Annotated in this window: 19 protein-coding genes; all 19 read left to right on the forward strand. The window is 43.3% G+C overall.

Going from position 1 to position 21,885, the window contains the following annotated elements; translation table 11 throughout:
* Window positions 1-64: 64 nt before the first annotated feature.
* The 19 genes from ACI0FF_RS08390 to ACI0FF_RS08480 all read left to right on the forward strand — a co-directional run bounded on the left by ACI0FF_RS08390 (window position 65) and on the right by ACI0FF_RS08480 (window position 21,862).
* Window positions 65-2,092, forward strand: coding sequence for a hypothetical protein (locus ACI0FF_RS08390; protein ID WP_419796864.1), 2,028 nt, complete (start codon window positions 65-67; stop codon window positions 2,090-2,092).
* A 168-nt stretch (window positions 2,093-2,260) separates the two neighbouring features.
* Window positions 2,261-5,644 (forward strand): hypothetical protein, encoded by a 3,384-nt coding sequence (locus ACI0FF_RS08395; RefSeq protein ID WP_419796865.1) that lies wholly within the window; start codon window positions 2,261-2,263, stop codon window positions 5,642-5,644.
* 1 nt (window position 5,645) lies between these two features.
* Window positions 5,646-7,028 carry an FAD-dependent oxidoreductase gene (locus ACI0FF_RS08400; RefSeq protein WP_419796866.1) on the forward strand — a complete coding sequence of 461 codons (1,383 nt, stop codon included), beginning with the start codon at window positions 5,646-5,648 and terminating at the stop codon, window positions 7,026-7,028.
* A gap of 9 nt (window positions 7,029-7,037) precedes the next feature.
* A complete protein-coding gene (locus ACI0FF_RS08405; protein ID WP_419796867.1) occupies window positions 7,038-7,595 on the forward strand; it encodes a hypothetical protein in 558 nt (185 codons plus the stop codon).
* Window positions 7,582-8,838 (forward strand): hypothetical protein, encoded by a 1,257-nt coding sequence (locus ACI0FF_RS08410; RefSeq protein WP_419796868.1) that lies wholly within the window; start codon window positions 7,582-7,584, stop codon window positions 8,836-8,838. Before ACI0FF_RS08405 ends, ACI0FF_RS08410 begins: the two co-directional genes overlap by 14 nt.
* 129 nt (window positions 8,839-8,967) lie before the next feature.
* Window positions 8,968-9,432: a bacterioferritin gene (gene bfr / locus ACI0FF_RS08415; protein ID WP_419796869.1), complete on the forward strand. Its 465-nt coding sequence runs from the start codon at window positions 8,968-8,970 to the stop codon at window positions 9,430-9,432.
* Between the two features lie 17 nt (window positions 9,433-9,449).
* Window positions 9,450-9,920 carry a bacterioferritin gene (gene bfr / locus ACI0FF_RS08420; RefSeq protein WP_417820737.1) on the forward strand — a complete coding sequence of 157 codons (471 nt, stop codon included), beginning with the start codon at window positions 9,450-9,452 and terminating at the stop codon, window positions 9,918-9,920.
* A gap of 129 nt (window positions 9,921-10,049) precedes the next feature.
* Window positions 10,050-11,561, forward strand: coding sequence for a formylglycine-generating enzyme family protein (locus ACI0FF_RS08425; RefSeq protein WP_419796870.1), 1,512 nt, complete (start codon window positions 10,050-10,052; stop codon window positions 11,559-11,561).
* Window positions 11,562-11,626: 65 nt separating this feature from the next.
* Complete coding sequence (locus tag ACI0FF_RS08430) at window positions 11,627-12,457, forward strand: hypothetical protein (RefSeq protein ID WP_419796871.1); 831 nt, start codon at window positions 11,627-11,629, stop codon at window positions 12,455-12,457.
* Window positions 12,458-12,616: 159 nt separating this feature from the next.
* Window positions 12,617-13,210, forward strand: coding sequence for a c-type cytochrome (locus ACI0FF_RS08435; RefSeq protein ID WP_419796872.1), 594 nt, complete (start codon window positions 12,617-12,619; stop codon window positions 13,208-13,210).
* A 216-nt stretch (window positions 13,211-13,426) separates the two neighbouring features.
* Window positions 13,427-14,205 (forward strand): IS5 family transposase gene (locus ACI0FF_RS08440; RefSeq protein ID WP_419796873.1). Its coding sequence is split into 2 segments (ribosomal slippage): window positions 13,427-13,748 and window positions 13,748-14,205, totalling 780 coding nucleotides; the frame shifts between segments, so codons are not numbered across the junction.
* 64 nt (window positions 14,206-14,269) lie between these two features.
* Complete coding sequence (locus tag ACI0FF_RS08445; RefSeq protein WP_419799637.1) at window positions 14,270-14,599, forward strand: hypothetical protein; 330 nt, start codon at window positions 14,270-14,272, stop codon at window positions 14,597-14,599.
* Between the two features lie 44 nt (window positions 14,600-14,643).
* Window positions 14,644-15,213: a hypothetical protein gene (locus ACI0FF_RS08450; RefSeq protein ID WP_419799638.1), complete on the forward strand. Its 570-nt coding sequence runs from the start codon at window positions 14,644-14,646 to the stop codon at window positions 15,211-15,213.
* A gap of 10 nt (window positions 15,214-15,223) precedes the next feature.
* Window positions 15,224-16,282, forward strand: a complete 1,059-nt coding sequence (locus tag ACI0FF_RS08455) for a hypothetical protein (protein ID WP_419799639.1) — start codon at window positions 15,224-15,226, stop codon at window positions 16,280-16,282.
* 29 nt (window positions 16,283-16,311) lie between these two features.
* Window positions 16,312-17,193, forward strand: coding sequence for a TAXI family TRAP transporter solute-binding subunit (locus tag ACI0FF_RS08460; protein WP_419799640.1), 882 nt, complete (start codon window positions 16,312-16,314; stop codon window positions 17,191-17,193).
* A complete protein-coding gene (locus ACI0FF_RS08465; protein ID WP_419799641.1) occupies window positions 17,193-17,714 on the forward strand; it encodes a hypothetical protein in 522 nt (173 codons plus the stop codon). The genes ACI0FF_RS08460 and ACI0FF_RS08465 overlap by 1 nt, the downstream gene beginning before the upstream one ends.
* A 12-nt stretch (window positions 17,715-17,726) precedes the next feature.
* Window positions 17,727-18,140, forward strand: coding sequence for a hypothetical protein (locus tag ACI0FF_RS08470; RefSeq protein ID WP_419799642.1), 414 nt, complete (start codon window positions 17,727-17,729; stop codon window positions 18,138-18,140).
* A 16-nt stretch (window positions 18,141-18,156) separates the two neighbouring features.
* Window positions 18,157-19,032: a FlgT C-terminal domain-containing protein gene (locus ACI0FF_RS08475; protein WP_419799643.1), complete on the forward strand. Its 876-nt coding sequence runs from the start codon at window positions 18,157-18,159 to the stop codon at window positions 19,030-19,032.
* A gap of 31 nt (window positions 19,033-19,063) precedes the next feature.
* Window positions 19,064-21,862: a CsgG/HfaB family protein gene (locus ACI0FF_RS08480; protein WP_419799644.1), complete on the forward strand. Its 2,799-nt coding sequence runs from the start codon at window positions 19,064-19,066 to the stop codon at window positions 21,860-21,862.
* Window positions 21,863-21,885: the final 23 nt, after the last annotated feature.

Below are 21,885 nucleotides of genomic sequence, written 5' to 3' on the forward strand. Positions count from 1 at the left end.
GGTTTTTTTTATGCAAAAAGAATAGATATTGATAATTACTCGCAACAAACCAATTGGAATACAAATGTCTAAAACACTTAAATTCCTGAGCTTAACTTCCGCACTGGCCATTTCCAGTGCTGCCTTTGCAGACGGCGTAAAGGTAGAAGTTGTCGATAAATCCTTTAACCCCGGTGGCGGTTTTCTGGCATATACGGAATTTGAACTTTCCGGCGAACCCTTGGCTGAAAGTCTGGGGCTTGATCTTGATGTACTTGATCCTGTGGCTCTGAACAAACCGACAGCCTTCGATTACACAGCCGGGATCGAGTCTTATGAGTATTCCGAAGAAGCGATGTATGCGGTTAATTATCAATCAAAAATGGGACCGCACCTTGCCAACGGCCCGCTTAACACAAAACGTGGTGGCACACCGGAAAGCTTAGGCAAGCGTTTTATTGAATTGTCTGCATCCGTTGCTTTCCCAACAGAAGAAATTCCGTTGAATATGTATCCGATCACGTTCCCGTATCAAAACGGTATGCCTGAATTTGCGGGGCAGGTGGATACTGCGACCGTCAATACAGACGAAGTTGACATGCTGGATGCACAGGGTAAATCATCGAAAGTCAAAATCGATATCCCGGCTTATTTCCGTGATTATGCCTCCCTTGCATGGATTGAGTCCGGTATGGACAAATCCTTCAATCCCGCCGCCGTCGGCGGACAGATGTTAAAAGACGTTATGTGGTCACAAGATTTCCTTGGCGGCATGCATACAGTTGAAGGTGATGAAGAAGTGGAAGCCACCTCATCCGATATGGATGCGGACGGCAAACATGCGTTGGGTGTGTCTTCAGCAGACGGTTTTAACGGTGTTATCCTGACAGAAATCACATGGGACAAGCTCCTTACCTTGAAAAACCAGTTCGGCTATGACGGTAAACAACTGGGCACAAAAATCACCAGTACCTATGATCCGGCAAACGGTCCGGTCTGGTTCCCGGCCAATGTTGCGGTTAGCGAAAAAATGGTCAATGGCACCAAAGCCATTGGGGACCTGAAAGTGACAGATGGTCGTTCCACATTACGCGACACATGGATGCTGTTGTGGCCCCTCAGCGAAGTTTACGCCTTTAGTGACCAACGCAGTGCTAACACGAACCAAAACCCGGCTTTCCTTTCTGTATTTGATGGGGCGCCATTCCCCAGTGCCCCGGCGGCCAACACAGATACAGACCTGAATAACGATGTAGAAAGCGATGATCCGTTCTCCGTCGTTAGTGTCTTGGCAAATGCCGCTTTCAAAAACTTGGATGCCCTGCATTTTGATGCCAAAGCAGGCACATTGGTTGATGATGTTATTGGTCAAAACGTGACCACTTTTGATGCCGCTTACGCCTTGCAAGCCCTAACGATCTTCCAACGTTCACAAGATGCGCTGCCGGTTGGTTATGCGTCAGCTGATGCCGGTGAAAGCCTGAATACAGAGCGTGGTCAACGGGCCTTGGAAATGATCAAGGCGCAAGCTGATTTTATCGTTGATAAACTGATTGCAAAAAATGGCTTGGCTGTTGATAGCTATAACCTGAAAGATGGCGCAGGCAAAAACCAAACCGTTGGCACTCAGTTTGCCGTGATCCGCGGTCTCGCAGCCGCAACAACCGCCACAGGCGATATGCGTTACAAAGAAGCTGCACGTAACGTTTACAACCAAGTCGAAGCCCTGATGTTTGACAAAGATACGGGCACTTATGCCAATGTTATCGGGCAACCAACGCAATATACACCGTACACAGTGGCAGCTGTCAGTGCCGGTTTACGTTCCTTGATGCTGGATCTGCGTAACGAAGAAGGTGAGAACAATCCCAATCTGAATTTGGCACACCTGACAAAACGTTACACCACGTGGTTCCGTACCGTCATTAACGGTGAAAAAACCAATGAAGGTATGCAGTTGGCTGAATGGGTCGGCGACTCCGGTGAGAACCTGCTCAGCGAAAACAACAATGGTGACACAGATAAAGACGGTGTGGCCCAAGTTGTTTATGCAGGTGGAAAATACGGCACCGCCATGACAATGGCAAATAAGGCAATTGTTTCAAAACGATAAACCTTTTTCATTCAAAAACCGGGGAGGCCTTTCTCAAAAGGTTTTCCCGGTTTTTTTGCGTTCTATCATAGATTTTTGACGTATATCAATTAAGACGCATTTGCAATTATGTAGACCTTCTGAGATTAATATTTATTCTTACTTTACTTCAGAGCAGAATGAGCGAACATGAGTACGCAAACAAGAAAAACACATAAAGAAGTTATTGCGGCGGCGTCCCTTTGGCGCAAACTTTCGTATCAATCCAAGCCTGCCGAATTTATCCTTTATATTCTGGTGATTAGCGGCCTTTTATTATGGGATGGATTTAGTCTGCCGTGGCAAGTGACACGACCGGCATTGGGAATTCATTTCCTTGTTTCCTTAATTCTTTTTCCTATTTTCGTTCTGCCGTTTTGGTTATCGCATCGTGATTTAATGAAATCATCAACCAAACCTTTCCTGCGTAAGTCCGGTACCCTTATCGAATATATTTTAATCTTACTGTTTCTGAGCGGTCTGTATTTATCCTTTTTCGGCAACCGGGGTGACCTGATGGGGCAGGCTGTGTACTGGATGCATTTATTACCCAGCATCCCCCTTGCCATCATTGTCTATATGCATGCAAAACGCTGGAGCATGCTTAAAGCCTTAAAATGGCTTCTTGCCTTTGGTCTTGCCATCGCAGCTCTTTCCACCACCGCATTTGCAGCCGTTGAAACTACGGGTTTCACACTAGGTCCCGATACAAAAATCCTGTATAGTGCCAATGGTGATACCGGCAGCGTATCTTGGATTGATAAAGATAGCGCAAAACGGCTTGGCGAGATTACGCTCGGTGGTGATATTCGTCGTTTGGCCCTTGGTGAAAACAGATTGATGGCCGCGACAGATTACACAGGTCATCGTGTTATTTTCTTCAACCAAGACAAAATTCTCAGCGAGTATAAAGTTGCGTACCGTCCCTTCGGGATTGTCTATGACCCACGAAACAAACTGTTTTGGGTTGCGGCTTTTGAAGGGCACCGCCTTTTGGGACTTCACCCGGATAAGGGCGTTGTTTACAATTTAAAAACCCGTGAAACGCCACGTGGCTTGGCCCTGTTATCAGATGGGCGCTTACTCGTTACCCATTCCATGATCGGTGAAGTCTCCATTTACGATACAACCGTTTTACCGCCTGCACTTAATGTCACCTTGAAATTACATGAAACACAGGAACCGGAAGACGAGTTTATCTCGCAAGGGGTACCGCGCCTGCTGGACGACATTGCTATCAGCCCGGATGAAACGGAAGCTTGGTTACCGCATGTTCTCTGGAACTTTGATCACCCGTTCCAGTTTCAATCCACTGTTTTCCCTTCTGTCTCCTTACTCAGTTTGAACAAAGGAAAAGAAAAGGAATTGGTTGATCGCCGCAAACATTTGTTCAAGCAAATCAACATTGTGGAAACAACCAAACGCACACGTATTGTATCCAACCCGCATGATGCGACCTTCAGCGCTGACGGTAAAAAAGTTTATATCACACTCAGTGGCAGTGAAGACCTGATGGTCTTTGACCTGTCGCGCCGGACTGAAATCAAGAAAAAGAAAAAACGCCGCGCACGCCGTGTAGGCAAGCTCAATCAAGGGGGAGCAAAAGTTCAACAAATTTATCGTCATCTCCCCGGCGATACACCACGCGGAATTGTCGTATCCGGGCAAGATATCTTCATCCAGAATGCCATGAGCCTTGATATCACCCAAATGACCCGTGGCGGGGAAGGACCGTTTGCACGCGCCAAGCTGGTCAAACCTGTTTTCGCCAAGCTGGTGGCAAACGATCCATTGGACCCCCAACTCAGACGCGGCAAAACCTTGTTTATGTCAGGCAATACCAACGATGATACCGATTATCCAATGGCAGGCGATTTTTGGATGAGTTGCCAAAGCTGCCATCTGGACGGGTTTAATTTTACCACTGGCTATATGTTCCGTGATACGCCAACCGATAAATATGATAATGCCCTGATCGGTCACCAAAAACTGGGCAATATGGTTGCCGGTGATTTTGCGGGTGATTACGTTCGTATCATTCAGGAAACACAAGGCGGTATGGGATTTGATGAACGTGACGGTGCCAAAAAAGTAGACCCGGCGAACCTACCTGAAAAAGTCAAAAACAAAATGGATGATCTCCATAGCTTTGTTCTGGCAAAAGGTAACCTGCCGCTTCTGTCCACATGGTTACGACTGGATGATGAACGCAAAACCGTACACGCCGAAGAATGGGTCAATTCCGCAGCCTGTGCAGAATGTCATTCCGATATGTTTGATCAATGGGCAGACTCATTGCACCGTTTGATGGGGGATTCCAACCCTTATTACAAGGTTGTGGAAGAAGTCGCCGCCCAAACCGAAGGCGAAGAATTCCGTAAATGGTGTATGGGCTGTCACCATCCCCAAGGATTGTTGACAGGTTTAACCGCGACGATCGAAAAAGGCCATATGTTCGAAAAAGGCGGTGAAACCCTGTTTAAAGCCTTGGAAGAAAAGAAACCTGATCTGGATGAGGGCACGGGCTGTCTCTTCTGTCACCGCATCACCAAATTGGAAGATGCCCGTGGCAAAAAAGCAGGTGGGAATGCCAGTTTCTCAGTCAATGTTAAAGACCGTGAGCTTTATATCTTTGAAAACAGCAAAAACGATTTATTAAATTGGGCAGGGAACCACCAGATCAACGCAAAACCGGAAGTCCATGCAAAATCCTATAGCCAACCGTTCTATAAAGACTCGGAACTCTGTAGTACATGCCATAACGAATTTGCCCCCGGTACAGGTGCCGTTATTGTGGATACTTATGGGGAGTGGGAAAAATCCGACTACAACAACCCGGAAGATCCCAGCAAGCACCGTGGTTGTATTGATTGCCATATGCACGCCGATGTCAAACGGATCGGGGAAAATGTTCCCGGTATTTCCACCGATGGCGGGCGGGTAAAAGACAATGTGGTCACGCATCAGTTTACCGGGGCCAATCACCACCTTGTCGGATTGCGCAACGAAAAACTGGCGAACATGAGTATTGATCTGTTGCAAACGGCGGCCAAAATGGAAAACAGCATCACCCCGGATGGAAAGTTAAACGTGCGTGTAAAAAACATCGGGGCAGGGCATGCCTTACCCACTGGAGTTGCCGATTTCCGTCAATTGTGGCTGGATATCACCGTTAAAGATGCCAAGGGCAATATCGTTTTGTCCGAAGGTAAAATGGATGACAAAGGCAATGTGGCAAAAGAGGCCCGTTTCTTCCAAAAGGTCTTTGGTGATAAAGATGGTAAACCTGTTGGTCTTGCCTTCTGGCGGTATGAGAAAATGTTAAAAGATACCAAAATCCCAGCAAACGGATACCGCGATGAACGTTTTGACATCCCGACAGATGCCGCTTATCCCTTGCAAGTCGACACTAAACTTATGTTCCGTATCTACCCACAATGGGTGACGGATGCGGTGCGTCAAACCTATCCTGAACTCCCCAACCCAAAAGCAGTTCTGATGACCCAGTCTACCACCATGCTGGAGCACCCCTGATATGGTTGAAACCATTGCCGTATTGGGTGCGGGGCCTGCGGGTCTTATGGCGGCCTATGAACTTGCAAAAGCTGGTAAGACAGTAACCTTGTATGAAAAACGCAAGGTTGAAGGCGGATTGTGCGGTACAACGACCTTTAAAGGCAAACACGGTACCTATCGTTTTGATTTTGGTGGCCACCGTTTTATCACCCATGATCCCGACTTGCTGCAACTGGTCGAAGATTTGGTCGGAGACGATCTTTTAACCGCCTATCGCAAAAGCGTTATTCGCTTTCGGGGGCGCACCTATGCCTATCCGCTTGCGCTTGGAAATTTGTTAAAGACAGCCCCAACTGCGTTATTGGCTGGCGCGGGGCTGGATTTGGCGACCTTGCCCTTTCAGAAACCCGACAACACCAGCTTTGCCACATGGATTGAAAGCCGTTTTGGCAAAACACTTTACCGCAATTTCTTCGAAGGTTATACGGCAAAACTTTGGGGGATTGATCCTAAAAACCTGTCTGCCGATTGGGCCTCCCAACGCATCAGCCTGCTGGATTTAAAAGATGTTGCACGACGCCTGCTGCCCACACGCGATGCGACACCGCGCACCTATGCTCATTCGTACCGCTATCCCAAATATGGCTTTGGTGTTATCTTTGAAAAAATCGCCCGTGAATTTGAACGCCTTGGCGGAACAATCCGTTATGGAACGCAAATAGACGGGATTGAATGTGGACAGGATCAAATTACCGCTATCTTTGCCAATGGCGAGAAAATTATTGCAGATCAATACGTTTCAACAATATCTTTACCCGACATGGTAAGGTTATGTGGCGGGACCAGCACCTTAAAATTTCGTGGTGTGCGTTTTTTCTGCATGCCAATGGAAGCGGATAATATTTCGGATAACACATGGCAATATCTATCCGATCCACACATCATGGCGACCCGTCTGCAAGAACCCAAACGACGTTCCCCCTATATGGCACCAAACGGGCATAGCTCGCTCATGCTGGAAATTCCTTGTGATCCGGGCAGTGACCTCTGGACAATGGAGGATGCCGACCTGTTTAAACGCGCCTGCACAGATTTGGATCGCCTTGGCGTTCCGTCCCGACAAGCGACAGGGGAATATTTTTCCACCTTCGGGGCGCAGGCCTATCCATTGATGTCTGTGGGATACGAAATCGAACGGGAAAAAGCCATTGCCTATCTCAATCCATTTAACAACCTTATTCAATGTGGACGACAGGCAACATTTCGCTATATCTTCACAGATACAGCAATGGAAATGGGGCAAATGGCGGCACGCGCTGTTCTGAACGGCCAAGACTGCCGCCGTGCCATTTTTGATCATCGCAACGAACGCACGGTCATTGAGACCCAAAGTGTCGCTTAGGAGAATTTCATGCGCTTCCTTCTCGTTCTTCTGCTGAGTTTTACCATTTCAGGGCACGCCAGCGCCTATTCCTATTCTGCTGCGGGCAAAGAACCCCTGATCGATGGGCGTAACGGGATCGTCAGCGGATTTCAGAAAAATGATTTCGATAAAGTTGCTAAATATTTCAACCTGATGAAAGATGATATCGAGTTTCTATCTCATAAATTCGATAAACCGTTGCTCAGCGATTTTGAAAAGGCTGTGGAACAAAAAGACCAAAAAGCTGTCCTTCATAATATTCATCGCTTGTTTGCAGCTGAAATTCAACGACGCCTCATGATTGCCGCGCGTAATCTCGATAATTATCAAAGCACCAAAGTCATGGTGATGAAATCCAAACGTTTCTTCGACGTGATTGAGCCGGAATTACCAAAAAAACAAGCCGACAATATCGCAAAATCTTTGCAAAACTGCCTGAACGCAATTGGTAAGCCCGGCGTATTCGGGGCAGGGCAAACACCTGCCGACCCGGATGCATATCAAAAGGCACTTGATCAACTGGTGAAAGAATTTGCCAAGCTTTAAGATAGGGGGCTGGATTATCGCCTGCGGCCTTTATGGCACTTTGGCTGTTTGGCTGTTTTCATTTGCGCCCTCTCTTTCAAACGATGATGCTTATTTTTTCTTGCGCGGCATTGAACGGTTCAGCATTCTGGAATTCAGACCGCATTTCCCCGGTTATCCCGGATTTATCCTGCTCGGCAAAGCTTTATATAGCCTTGGTCTTAGTTCGCTAAACGCCCTGTCTATTCTCTCCCTCTCAATGGCACTTGCCATTCCGCTGCTTTGCTTCTTGTGTGTAGACAAAAACCGTCTTGCCGTATTTTTATGCGCACTCGGCATGCCGCTTTTGCCATATTTGGGGCTAAGCCTCATGTCTGACGGTGCGGGTATTGCATTTTTCCTTGCCGCCCTATGGCAATATCGAAAAGGTAATTTCACAATCAGCGGCCTGTTACTCGGTACGGCTTTGGCTTGTCGTCCTTCCTTTGTTATTTTTGCGGCAGTTTTCATATGTGCAGCAATCTTCAAAGACAAAAAAGCTGCCCTTCCTTTTGTTTTTGCCTGCGCCACACTCTGTTTATTGTTTTTCTTCGGCCTGCTCGCGATCGAACAAATGCCACTTGTGTGGGAAGGGTGGCGCTTTATCGAAGGACATTTCCTTTTATGGGGGAATACCACGCTCGGGACCAGTGACCTATCCTGGTTCGACAGCTTTTCACGTATCCCCGGCGGACTGGTTTATTTTTTAGCTCTCAGTCTTGGCTTGGCCTTCAGCCTCTATCCCCATCGCAAAAGCATTTTGGCCTTTGTCGTTGTAGCCGGTTGGACGTGGGTTTTACTTTTCCAGAACCCCGAAAACCTGCGTCACTTGGCTTTACCTTTAATTTTAAGTCTCATCCTCATCGCAAAAACCGATTATCTTATAAATAAAATCATCCTCTATGGCCTTGTCGTTTTACAGGTGTTCATTTCGAATCAAATAAACTTTAATCCCCCCCAACCAGCACCTTTAGAACTGACACGGCAACACCTGCTAAAGGAAAGTGCCGATAAGGTGATAACCCATCATGGTGTCCATTACCTGCATGACCGACTTCCCGACAGTCATGTCTTTGACAAATATTATCCTTACCAACTGGATTTACCAATATGGGATGTCAGCACCACTGAGCCTTCAAGTCTTTCTGAAATAAAAGTTTTTCCGGCTCGCATGATGGGAGAACAGAGCTTTTACATACATAAGCAAGACCTGAAACGCGATTAGAATTAATAATCATTATTAACCAACTCATTGAATTTATTTAACTTTTTTATATTTCACCCTTGTCTATTCTCAACAAATGCACATATGATGGGTTCAACAATATATCGCGATCCCTGAAAGGAAAACAAAATGAAAGGCAGTCCAAAAGTCATTGCCCAACTCAATAAAATTCTGGGCAACGAATTGGTTTCCATTAACCAGACATTCTTACATTCACGCATGTTTAACGACTGGGGAATGAGCGAGATCGGTGGCAAGGAATACAAAAAATCCATCAAGGACATGAAACAAGCGGACAAACTGATTGAACGCATTCTGTTTTTAGAAGGTCTGCCCAACCTGCAAAGCCTCGGTAAATTGCGCATTGGTGAAAATACCGAAGAAATTATCCAATGCGAAATGGATCTTTTGGACCCGATGTTACAGGACTTACGCGCAGCTATCGCCCTTTGTGAAGCGGAAAGCGATTTCGTTTCGCGCGATCTTCTTGATGACATCATCGAAGACGAAGAAGAATTCCTCGATTGGCTGGAAACCCAGCAATGGCAGATCAAAGAACAAGGTCTGCAAAACTACATTCAATCACAGACGTAAGATAAGGAGCCTATCAAATGAAAGGCAACAAAAAGGTTATTGAGGCTCTGAACGGCCTTCTTGCCCACGAAATGAGTGCTGCGGATCAATATTTCATCCATTCACGCATGTATGACGATTGGGGCATGAGTGAATTGTTCGAACGCCTGAAACACGAACAGGAAGAAGAACTGGAGCACGCAGCCCGCATCGTGGAACGTATCCTGTTTTTGGAAGGTACACCGGATGTCGCAGCACGCGATGCGCTGAAAATCGGCAAAGACGTTCCCTCCATGCTGCAAAACGATCTTGAATATGAACTCATGGTCGGTAAAGAGCTGAAAAAGGTTATTGCCCTATGTGAAAAGGAACAAGATTACGTTTCTCGTCAAATGCTGATTGACCTGCTGAAAGACACAGAAGACGATCACACCTATTGGCTGGAAAAACAGCTTGGCCTGATCGATAAAATGGGTCTCAAAAACTACATTCAGTCCAAATCCTCTTAAACGGCGGATTTATACGGACATTCCTAAACGGCTTTGCACCATCCTGTGCAAGGCCGTTTTGTTTTCTGAAAAAAGCACACTTTGCACTTGTGTAATTAATGCGTATTATACACGTGGGGAGGAAGGTTAATGAAAACAAAAAAACGTTACCTGATTGCAACTTCTGTTCTATCCGCCATCACATTCGCCCACACTGTTTGGGCCGATGTCATTCAGACACGACGCGGCGAATTCCATAACGGGATTATCGCACAAAAGACAATTCAGCTTGCCACCGACTATGGCGACATAACACTAACACGCGACAGGCTGACACATATTTTCTTTGCCCCCACACCACAGGCGAATGATCGCGTCACCACAATAGATGGCGAAGTTTTCAGTGGGCAGATAAAAGAAAATACATTTGTCACCACCCGTGCCTTGGGTCCCGACCTGCCCTTGGATAAAACCGAAATTCAATTGATTGAATTTGAACACAGCCGAAAAGAACGCGCCCAAAGAAAACCGTTAGAAGCCGCCCCTGATATTATCGAAATGAACAATGGCGATGTCTTTTTAGGCTACCATACAGCCACCTTGTTCCGGGTCGAGCAAGATGGACAAACCGCTATTTTACCCAGCACAGAGGCCGACCTACTGGACCTGACCTATTCCGAGGATGAAGAGGTTCTTAAAATTCGTTTGCGCCGACGAAACGATCAATCATGGCTGAGCGGTCTACATGCTGAAACAAACTTTACACTCACTGATTTAAGCGGGCACACCCTGCAACTGAATTTAAAATCTATACAAGCGATTGAATTTAAAAGCAGTTATATCCGTAGAGATCGACCTGAGAAGTTATTGATATCTGGATTCAAATCTCAAATAGAGCAGAATACTTTACGCGATTATTTTGTTGATGGCAGCAGCGGACCTCTTTTACGCCTTATCTCACCGGGCAGCTATCTGCGTGGTGATGCCAATGGCGACTTTGACGAAAAACCCATCCAGCCCGTCACCTTGACCAAACCTTTTGCCATTGGGGTTTTTGAGATTACTTTTGCCGAATATGCCCAATATTGCCAGGAAACAAATTGCACCCCACCAGAAGATTCCGCATGGGGCAGGGGGCGACGTCCCGTCATAAATGTCGCGTGGGAAGAGGCCAAAGCCTACACCCGCTGGCTCAGTGAAAAAACCGGACATACCTACCGCTTACCCAGCGATGCCGAATGGGAATATATATCGCGCGCGGGAACCACAACAGCTTATCCCTGGGGGGATAAACTGGGCAAAGGCCTTGCCAATTGCGCAGGATGCGGCAGCATTTGGGATAGTGAAAAAACCGCACCAGTGGGACGATTTGCCCCCAATCAGCTAGGCCTATTCGATACCAGCGGCAATGTATTTGAATGGGTGGAAGATTGCTGGAACGATCAATTTGAAGGGATCGGGCTGGACGGCACCGCCTATCAAAATCCCGCAGGGTGCGGCAAACGCGTTATTCGCGGCGGTGGCTGGAGCTTCCCGCCCAAAGAAATCCGTGTCACCAACCGATGGCGCGATTTTCCGACACGGCGCAGCGACGATACCGGATTTCGTGTTTTGCGAGAACTGGATGATCAAGAAATTGCAAAGTTAGATCTTCATCAATAATTTTAATAACAGATGACAAATTCACCGAAATATTTCGTATATTTTCTAAGAAATTAAGTGATCAAATGATAAACTTAAAAACATCAATATCAGCTATTGAAGAGCTTCTTCAAAAAAACACCAACGCAAGTCTCACTTATGCTGCATTAGAATGTCGACTTGCCATTGAACGTATTTGTTATGAGCGCCTTCGGTTAAATCATGACTATATTTCACATGATGATCTAAAAAAGTGGCAACCTCAGGACATTGTGAGGACTCTTATTCAAGAGGTAGACGCGAATACGGCTGAAACTTTCACATTATCAATATCAAAGGAGCCACTTGCTGATACTTCAAAATCACCAACGCTTGAGGAATATCAAGCAACGGAATTTGTGTCAATTGGAACTCAAATAGGTTTCAATCCCAAAAAGCTGGGTAAATTCTGGAACGCTTTAGCAAAACTTGCACTCCATATTAGTCTTCCAGTTAACAAAAACGATAGTGTTACACATTATGGAGATATCGAAAAAATTCGAATGAAAGTCATTGAGGTTCTTCACGAAATTAAACAAATTGATAAAGGAACTTTAATGATATCCGGAATTGGAGAGCAGGTATCATTTGAATGTATCTGTAAATCTAAAAATCAACGCAGGTTAGAATTACTTAAAAATGGTCAAGTGATTAGCTGCATCAACCCTGAATGTAATGAAACTTATACCTACAATTCTAATGATAAGTCTTTTGAACGTAGAACTATTGATGTCATATGCCAAAACTGCGACAATAAAACTGATATCCCAAAAAAAATAATAGAACGGCTGCGGACAGAACAATCTCTTCGTTTCAATTGTGAATTCTGTGGAGAAAAAAATTTACTTGCGTGGAGATTAATGCAAGCAAAAAAGTAGTGTGATAATAAATAATCATAGAATAATCAAACACTTTACATACACTGTGTTGAATGAAAAATATATTTAAATCCAAATATTTTAACCTTAATCATTAGGACAAACTTCTTTATTTTCTGCTATAAACTAAAAAATCGCTTCACAGGGGATAAAGAACATATGCTTAAACGTGCCTTTTTGATTTGCACCCTTTTTATTGGTACACAATCGGCCTTGGCTGATAATCTGGATCGTGCCATCGAGATCGTCGAAGAAAAATGCCACTTGTGCCACGGCACAGAAGGGGAAAGTTCCAGTGCGATTTATCCCCGGCTTGCCGCCCAACATGAAGAATATATCGCCAAACAACTGGCTGATTTTCAAGCCGGGCGACGTACAGGCACCATGAATGAAATGGCACAAGACCTGACACCGGATGAAATGGTTGCACTTGGCAAATATTTTGCCGCGAAACCGCCTCTTTCCCATCGCGTGCGTGATGAAGAATTCGCCGCTGTTGGTCAATATCTATACATGAACGGCAACAAATATTCAGGTGTAACGGCGTGTAAAACCTGTCATGGGAACGAGGGTAAAGGGACACAAAAATTACCGCGACTGGCAGGTCAACACAAACGCTACCTTGCCGACCAGCTTACCGAGTTCCATAACCGCAATCGAACCAACGATAACGCGGTTATGCATTCCATCGCATCTAAATTAACTGAAATGGAAATTCAAGCCCTCGCCACATATATCAGCGGCATGAAATAACAACAGAGAAGGGGGCGTTTCAGCGCCCCAAACTCTTTTCAATAACCGTAATTACCTTGGGATCATTGGGTTTTGTAGTTGTCGCAAACCAATCTACAAGCCTGCCATTGCCATCAATCAGATACTTGTGAAAATTCCATTTAGGTCCTGTTGACAAAGTGGGTTCACAAATTGCTTAGAATGTGATTCAAGACTTCTTTTTATGAGGAGAAGTCTATGCGGAATTTGATGAGCGACGATGAATGGTTATTCTTCGAGCCATTCCTTCATGCCCAAGGGCCAAAATCTGGCCGTCCTCCCTCAAATCACCGCCTCACTCTTGATGGTATTTTTTGGATTGCCCGGACAGGAGCACCTTGGCGTGACCTCCCCAATTACTTCGGTAAATGGTCCTCTGTTTATCGTCAATTCCGCCGCTGGACATTGCTCGGCGTTTGGGATGTTCTACTGGATGCCTTGAACGATGCCAAAGCCGTTCCAGATACAGTGCAAATGATAGATAGCACAATCATCAGAGCCCATCATCAGGCTGCTGGGGCAAAAGGGGGACTCAAAAAGAGGGTCTCGGCCGTTCAAAAGGTGGCTTTACGTCCAAAATACACCTTCGAACAAATGCCGAAGGCTTGCCAATAGCTCTGGAAATCAGCGAAGGCCAAACATCAGATTACAAAGGGTATGCTCCATTGATGGAATGGGGTGGTCCAGATGCCAAGGTTCTATTGGCAGACAAAGGCTACGATGCAAACTCCATTCGGGACGATATGGAGAAACGCGGTGGATACGCCATGATCCCAATGCGGAAAAACCGAAAGGAAATCACTCCCGTTGATGATTTCGTATATGGCTTGAGAAATCAGGTTGAACGCTGCTTCAACAAACTCAAAAATGCTCGCCGGGTTGCAACTCGGTATGACAAGACGATGCTCAGTTTCCTTGGCTTCGTGCAGGTCACATCAATTCGGGTATGGGTAAAATACTTTGTCAACAGGACCTAGAGTTCACGAATTCTACGGAAAAATTCAACAATTGTTACTATTAAATGGAAAAGGGGAAATCCTAATGAAAAAATTGTTTGCTGCTTTAGTTTTGACTACTGGTGTTCTTACTGGTGGACAGGCATTTGCAATTGGTGATGATGTCGCAAAAGCTGCGATTAAGGAAGCTGGCTCGGTAGCTAAGGCTGCTATCAATAAAAACAAGTCAGAAGTAAATGTGGAAAATTCAACGTTGAAAAATGATGTTGAAATGAACCGTGCCATTAGTGTTGGTAATACAGGTATTTCTGCAAAAGCAGATAAAGTAAATATTAAAAATTCAACAATCACTAATAAAGTAAAACTGAAAGAAGCAATCAATGTCGGTAATGCTGGCGTTGAACTTGGTAAATAATATTGAGAAGGCTTTGTAATTTTTTGCAAAGCCTTTTTTCTTGTATGAGTTTTTTGATGATAAAAATTAGATTATTGTTTTCAATGTTTTGTGTTTGTTTATTTGCAAGTACTTCTGCAGAAGCTGATGCGCTTGAGCAATTTAACAAAAATAGAATTAAACAAATGTCTAAACATAGTGACCGTTACAATTACTATGAAAAAAAGAATGGTGTTGTTAAACGCGGTAGTAAAAACACAGGGCTAGATGCAAGAAAAGTTAAGGGATTCGGCAAGGTTCATAACTGGGTCGAAATTAACAATAGCAAGTTAGGCGGTGTGACGCGAAGTATTGGGAAGCGGTTTAAAGCTGCAAACCCAATGGCTCGAAATAAAGGCGGACCAGACAGGAATTTAGGTGTTATTTCTGGTTGTAAAAAGGTTCGAAGTGTTTCGAATACTGTCAAAATCAAGAACTCAAAAATTGAAAACGGACTTATCGGTGCTGATGTTAATAGTGGTGTTTCGATGAAGGGGTGTAGCAGGGGTGTATCTTTGACAGGTAAATCTATTAAAAATTCTGTAACCATAAGCAAAAGCCGTGTTGGTGGAGCTGCAGGACTGTTAAAAAAATAGTAGGAAGAAAATGAAAAAGTTATTGGGTTTATGTTTAGGGGTTGCATTCTTAACAGGTTGCAATGCACATCAGGCAATGGTTCCTAAAGTGGAGGTTAGTAAATCAACACCTTCTACTAAATTTAGTGAATATGCAGGGGCTTTAGAAGAGCTTGGTGAGATGATGTATGCATATGATGAAACACCATTTATTGTAATGGCGGAACCAATCGTAGACCAAACGGCATCTGGTGGAAAATTACCTAGTGATGTAACAATGTTGGTTGAGTCCGCAATACAAAATATTGGTGAACAAGTATTGTTGATGCCATATGGTGATCGCGCAATAGCAATTGCTCAAAGCGAAGGTAAAAATATATATGCCATTCATGGGGCTATTACTGAATATGATGCAGGTACAACATCTAAAAGTTCGGGTGCTCAAATTGGTTTTTCTTTAAGTAAGGTGGATATGGATGCTGGTGCTGAATCTGGCTCGGGTTTTCAATCAGGCACAATTGCAATGGACTTCCTGCTTTTGGACATGATTTCAGGAGCCTATGTACCTGGTGTAAAAGCAACAGCGAAAGCTACCTTAGAAAAAAATGAAGAAAACCAGGGTTTTAATTTTTCCATCATCGGTAATGGTTTTGGTTTAAATGGTAATGCAACAGCTAAAAGCCCTGTGCACCATGTTATCAACTTAATGCTTGAGTACAGTATGGTTCAACTTATTGGTCAAGCTAAGACTTATCCATATTGGTTAGCTATGAATGGAGCTGACCCTGATTACCGCCTTATGCGTAAAATCAAGAGAAAATTTGAACGCTCAGATATGCGAATTAAAAATACTTGGGTAACGTATCTTTTAAATCGTATTGACCCATCAGTTCCTTCTGGTCAATCGCAATTGACACCATATACACAACAACGCATTGCAGCTGCAAAGCAACAATTTGGCATTGTTCCGCCTGATGGTAGAGTGAATTCAGAAATATATATGAAATTATTAACAGATGGTGTGTCTTTACAAAAAAGTAATGTGACTGCAAACAAAGCAGACGACCTTCTTAAATCTGTATTTAAGTGATTGTTGTGATGTTTAGGAAAAGTTTTTTCTTGGTTGTTACAATCTTCATTTTGGTGTCAGGTGAAGCTTATGCTTTACGCCAATGTGAATACCTAATCACGGCTGGCAAAGTTGGGTTAACAGAACATGCTGTTGCCAAGCAAATTAGTCAAAGTTCAAGTGAAACTATTTGTCCTCTTGAATCTAAAGGAAGTATCGAAAATCTTTATAATCTCTTAAACAATCCTCAAGTGGTAGGCGGCGTTGTACAGAGTGACATAGTGTATGGTGCAGTACAGAAACAACCCGCGAAATTAAGCAAGTTACAAGTTGTACTGCCTCTTGAGGTTGCTATGGCACATCTTATTGTGAAACAGGATGGACCTCATCAGAGTTTAAATGATGTTGCAAATGGTGTTGCATGCGTGGGAACTCAAGCAAGCGGTAGTTATTACACATCTCTTCAGATGAAATCTAAGCTTGGTTTAGCTTGGGTTGAGGCGAATGAAACTTTTTCCAAATGTTTACAGTTGTTAGACCGTGGAAGTGTCGATGTTGTCTTTGCTCTTGCGTCACCGCCTGTTGCAGCATTAAAGGGGAAGGTTGGAGAAAAGTATAGATTGTTGAGTGTTCAAGGTATGAATGAATACCCACAGGTGACAATTACTCAATATGCTCAATCTGATGGTCAAAAAAGCTCTGGTATTCAAACGTTTGCAGTTGATTTGGTGTTTCTTGTAAATAAGGAAAAACTAGAAATAGATGGTCGAACTAGAAATAAGCTGACGACAGGGTTAGCTGATTCTGTTTCTAAACTCCACATTAACCAGCAAGATAAAATCTGTAACAAAGGCTTCCCTGATTATGGAATGGAAGTGTCAAAAATTCACCGTAAGGCTTGTTCAATGGGATATTTTGGGAAGGATTGGTAATGAACCGTTTTTTTAGGAAAGTTTGTACTTTTTTTCTAATTTTTTCGTTTGTCTTACTTGGTTCATTTTTTGTTTATGCAGATGACTATGAAGTGATAGGTAAAATTGTTGAGCTCAAAGGTAATGAGTATTCTGATAAAGGGCAGCGTTACGTCGCTTATCGTTTGAGAGTGAAGCAAAAAGAATTAGAAGATAGAAAAATTCCACTTTTATTTACTGCAACAATCCATGCCGAAAAGGGAGGAGAACATGACCGTTACATTAATCAGTTATCAAATAATGGTCACTTAGCTTTCCTTAAAGTTAATAAAATTAATGTTAGGTATGAAATCTCAGATATCCAACCTGTAAAACTCATTAAATCTAATGGGTTATTCACATCTGGGAAAAACTTTAAAAATGTTGGAAATCCAACAAAAGAAATAATTTATGACCCTAAAAATCGTGTTGTGATTTCTAACCAAAAGAAGGTGTCCAAATCAGTCAATATTGGTTCTTCAGGCATTAGTTTAGGAAATTAAATGTGGGCAAAAATGAATAAAATTAAAACTCTTCCATTTTTGATTTGCTTAACTTTTTTAGTAGCGTGTCAATCTACGCAAGTAAGAAGTGATTCAACTGAATATCCAGAAGTTCGTTCAGGAAAATCATTGTTGATTATTTCGGTTGATAAGCATCAAGAGAAGCCGTTGACCATTTTAGTAAATGACAAAAAAGCGTCCGTAATGACACGTAATGATGTGATGTTTGTTCATTTGCCTGCTGGGGAACATCGTGTTCGTAACTCTTCTGTCAATAGTTTTCCACTGGATTTAACGCTAAGGAAGGGAGAAACAGCACATGTCATCGCAATATATACAGACCGAGGAACCTACTTCAAATTAACTGAAGGGTGGAATGAGTATTCGTTCGGTAAAGATAAAAAAAAGATAGAAATAAATTACTAAAAATTGGGGAAGAAAATTGTTAGTTCGTTTAGGTACCGTTTTATTTGTTGCATGTGCGCTGTTCTCTTTGAATATAGCAAATGCAAATGAAAAACCACGTATTGCAGTGATGCAAGCAGTTGTTAGTGATGGAGTTTCAAAGTCTATTCGAAGACATCTCCGTTTGGATGTTCTGCATAGTGAGCTTGAACGTTCTATTCAAAATGCTCGAAAATTCTCGGTTGTCACTCGTGATAAAAGCAAGATGTCCGCACTGATGAAAGAACAGGCATTTTCACAATCGGCTGCGTCTCGTGGGAATGCTGCCCAAAGCGGTCAAATGGATGCGGCAAACTTTTTAGTTATGACGACTGTAAAAGATTTTGTCTTTTGGCGATCAAGTAAGGCTGTCCCCAATATTGATAATAAATACAGAAGAAAAGATTCTGGCCGCCTAAAAGTAGAAGTCCAAATCCAAGACACGTCTAGTGGCGAAATCAAGGCTACGTTTGACCTTGTTGACTCTTTTGCATCAAAGACAAAGATTGTGAATAAAAAAGGCGGGGCACCAGCTAAAATTAATTTTGAAAAAATGGCTAAAAAAGTTGCTGCTTTAGCTGCTGACCAACTTGTCGATACTGTTTTCCCAATGAAAGTTATGTCGGTAGATGGACGTGCAGTATTTATCAATCGTGGAAAAGACGGAGGGCTGAAAAAGGGTGATAAACTTGTACTTTATAGCCCTGGTGCTGTTCTTATTGACCCTGATACAGGTGAGAACTTAGGGTCGACTGAAAGAGAAGTTGGTCTATTGAAGGTTTCTCGCGTAAATCCAAAATTTACAATAGCAAAAATCATTGAGCTTGATGAAGATGAATTCGTTGAAAGTGGATTTATCGTTCGTCGTCCATAAATAAATCATAAAAAGAGAATAGGGGCTCATTATGAATCGGCTTTTCATCTATACATTTACAATTTTTACGCTTTTTTCATCAGTAAGTGAGGCAAAAAGTTGGTGGGAAAAATTCCTGCCTGGTTCAACAGAGCCTCCTACAATAGCGATTATATCAGACGGTGATTTTATTCCCGATACGACTGGAGCAGAATCAAAGACGCGAAAAGGGCTACCTGATGTTCTTGCAGAGCGTATCGTAGAGCGTTTGGCATCAAGTAAACGGTTTGTTGTTTCTGAACGTCAGGCATTGCGCCGTGTAATTATGGAACAACGATTTGAGGAAAAACAAGGTAAGGGATACTTAGACCGAGCACTTGATAAAGCGATTTCAAGTATGGATAAACTTGAAAATACGGGCGTTCTTGGTGTGACTGCTGCTGCTAGTGCCTATAATGATAATATAAAAGATTTTCAGGATTTAGGGCGGGCTGTAAAAGCTGACTATTTGCTTATTGGTAATTTAGAAAAAATGAAAAAGGGACTAAAGAGCAAAAAAGTCCCTTATAGCACAATGGGTCGCAAATCACTTAAGGCAACTGTTGATGCGCGTCTGCGTTTACGAGTTATTGATACCGAGAAAGGAACAGTTTTAGGGGCGACAAGTACTCGTGTGAAGTTATCTGAAAACCTTTTCTCTGGACGTGGTAATGGAAACGATGGGTTCACAGCATATGACCATATTGCCCGTATTGCCGCTGCTAAAGTGTTAGACGCTATTTATCCTGCGGCTGTTGCTGATGTTGAACCTTTTGTCATTACGCGTGGTGGTAATGAAGGTGTTCAAATTGACGATACGTTTGAAATTAAACGCCCAGGGAAAATGATTAAAGACCCAAGCGGGGTTGAACTCGGTCGTGTTCTATCCAAAGTCGGATTGGTAAAAGTAACGCAGCTTCAAGACGCTATTTCTGTTGTGAAAGTTATTTCAGGACGGCAACCACAAAAAGGTGATGTTGCTATTTATGAAGTAGATGAAATGCCTTCTGTTGTTGCAAAGAATGACAACTCATCTAAAAAAGCTACGTCTGTAACGAATGTAAATGTTGGAGGGGAGAGACCTCGCGTTGCTGTTGGCTTAATTAAGGTTGGGACAACAGCAAGTCGTTTTGAAGAGGCTAGCTTTAACAATTTTACAGACACTTTGATTTCTCGCTTGAACCAAACCAAACGTTTTCAAGTTGCAGACCGTCAAGAGATGGACCAACTGCTTGATGAGCAAACATTGGAAGCAATGAGTTCTAATTCTGACCTTTCCAGTGCAGTTGGTAATATTCAAGCTGTTGATTATCTGGTTATTGGCAGTGTTTCATCATTAAATGTGAAAAGTGAACGTTCAACATATGTAAGTAAAAAACGTAATGCAGCTCAATCCAAAATGATTGCCATGATGGGAAAAGATACCTCTGGCTCAGTGCAAGGGAATATGCGGATTGTAGATGCTCGTACGGGGGACATACTCGTTTCTCGCAAAGTTGCGGTTGGTGTTGACCTTGATGAAGGAGCTTCGAATCAGGAAATTATCGTCGAGCTTTCTGATGCTTATTCTGAAAAAGTTGTTAGTGAGTTGATGCGCGCCTTATTCCCGATAAAAGTTGCTGCGGTCGGTGGTGATGGCACGGTTTATGTGAATCGTGGGAATGATGGTGGCTTAATTGTAGGCGAAAAATTAAAGGCATATCGAGCGGGGCAACCAATTACAGACCCTGATACTGGAGTTGTTTTAGGTGTTGAAGAGACGTTTGTGGGTGATGTTATCCTCTCAGAAGTTGAAGATGCCCGTTCTAAAGGTACGCTTGTATCAAATGGGTCTTTACAATCAGGTGATATTTTAAAGCGTGATGTTAAGCGTACCCAGATGAATACAAAGGTAGCAGCTGCAAAACCTCAACGCTCAGGAAATGAAATCGGTTCAAAACCTGTAAAAGGTAAAAAATATAGCCTTGCGATAGGCGGTATTACAGTTGATTCAGGTTTGAAAATTGGCATTCAACCTCATCGTCTATCCTATCGCTTAACGGATAATCTCGTAAGCGGTTTGACCCAGGCAAAGCGTTTCAAAATCATGGAACGTAAAGGTTTGGATGAAATCATGAGTGAAAAGGGATTTGAAAGTTTTGTGAATGGCGGGAAATTGAAATCTCGGTTTAGAGAGCTTGAAGGGGCAGATTACCTAGTAATGGGGGATGTCACTGCCTTTAAGAGCACCATAAAAACCAAGGCTGTACCATACGTCGATAATGTTTATCAGGTTTCTCATAAAGGGTATGGAGAAGGAACTCTCCGTATCGTTGATGTTCATACAGGTGCGATTGTTGCGAGTGAGCAGATTATTGTGAATCCTACAATGATGGATGAAGTCACAGGAAAACGCCCACAAGACTGGGATGAAGATTTCACTTTCCTTATTAATAAGTTCTCAGAAGCAACAGTTCAAAGCGTTGTTAACAACCTTTTCCCTATTAAAGTTTTGGGTGTTTCTGGTGATGAACATGTATTCATTAACCGTGGACGAGACGGTAGAGTTAACGAGGGGCAAATCTTCAACATCATGCGTCCTGGTGAGGAAATGATAGATGAAGATACAGGGCTTTCTTTTGGAAAAACTGAGAGCAAAATTGCACAAATCGAAATTGTATCAGTAGAGCGTGCACGTTCTAAAGGAATTATTATTGGCGGTGATTTTCCTGAAAAAGGTGACATTGTTAGGTTATCAAAAACCGAGGCCATGAAACAAGGTGGCGTTAAAGTCAAAAAACAACCAGCTAAAATTCGTCAACCAAATTGGTAAGAAATTAGAATAAATTAGGGGAA

This window comes from Terasakiella sp. 4MB5A, assembly GCF_050058155.1.
GTDB lineage: Bacteria > Pseudomonadota > Alphaproteobacteria > Rhodospirillales > Terasakiellaceae > Terasakiella > Terasakiella halodenitrificans.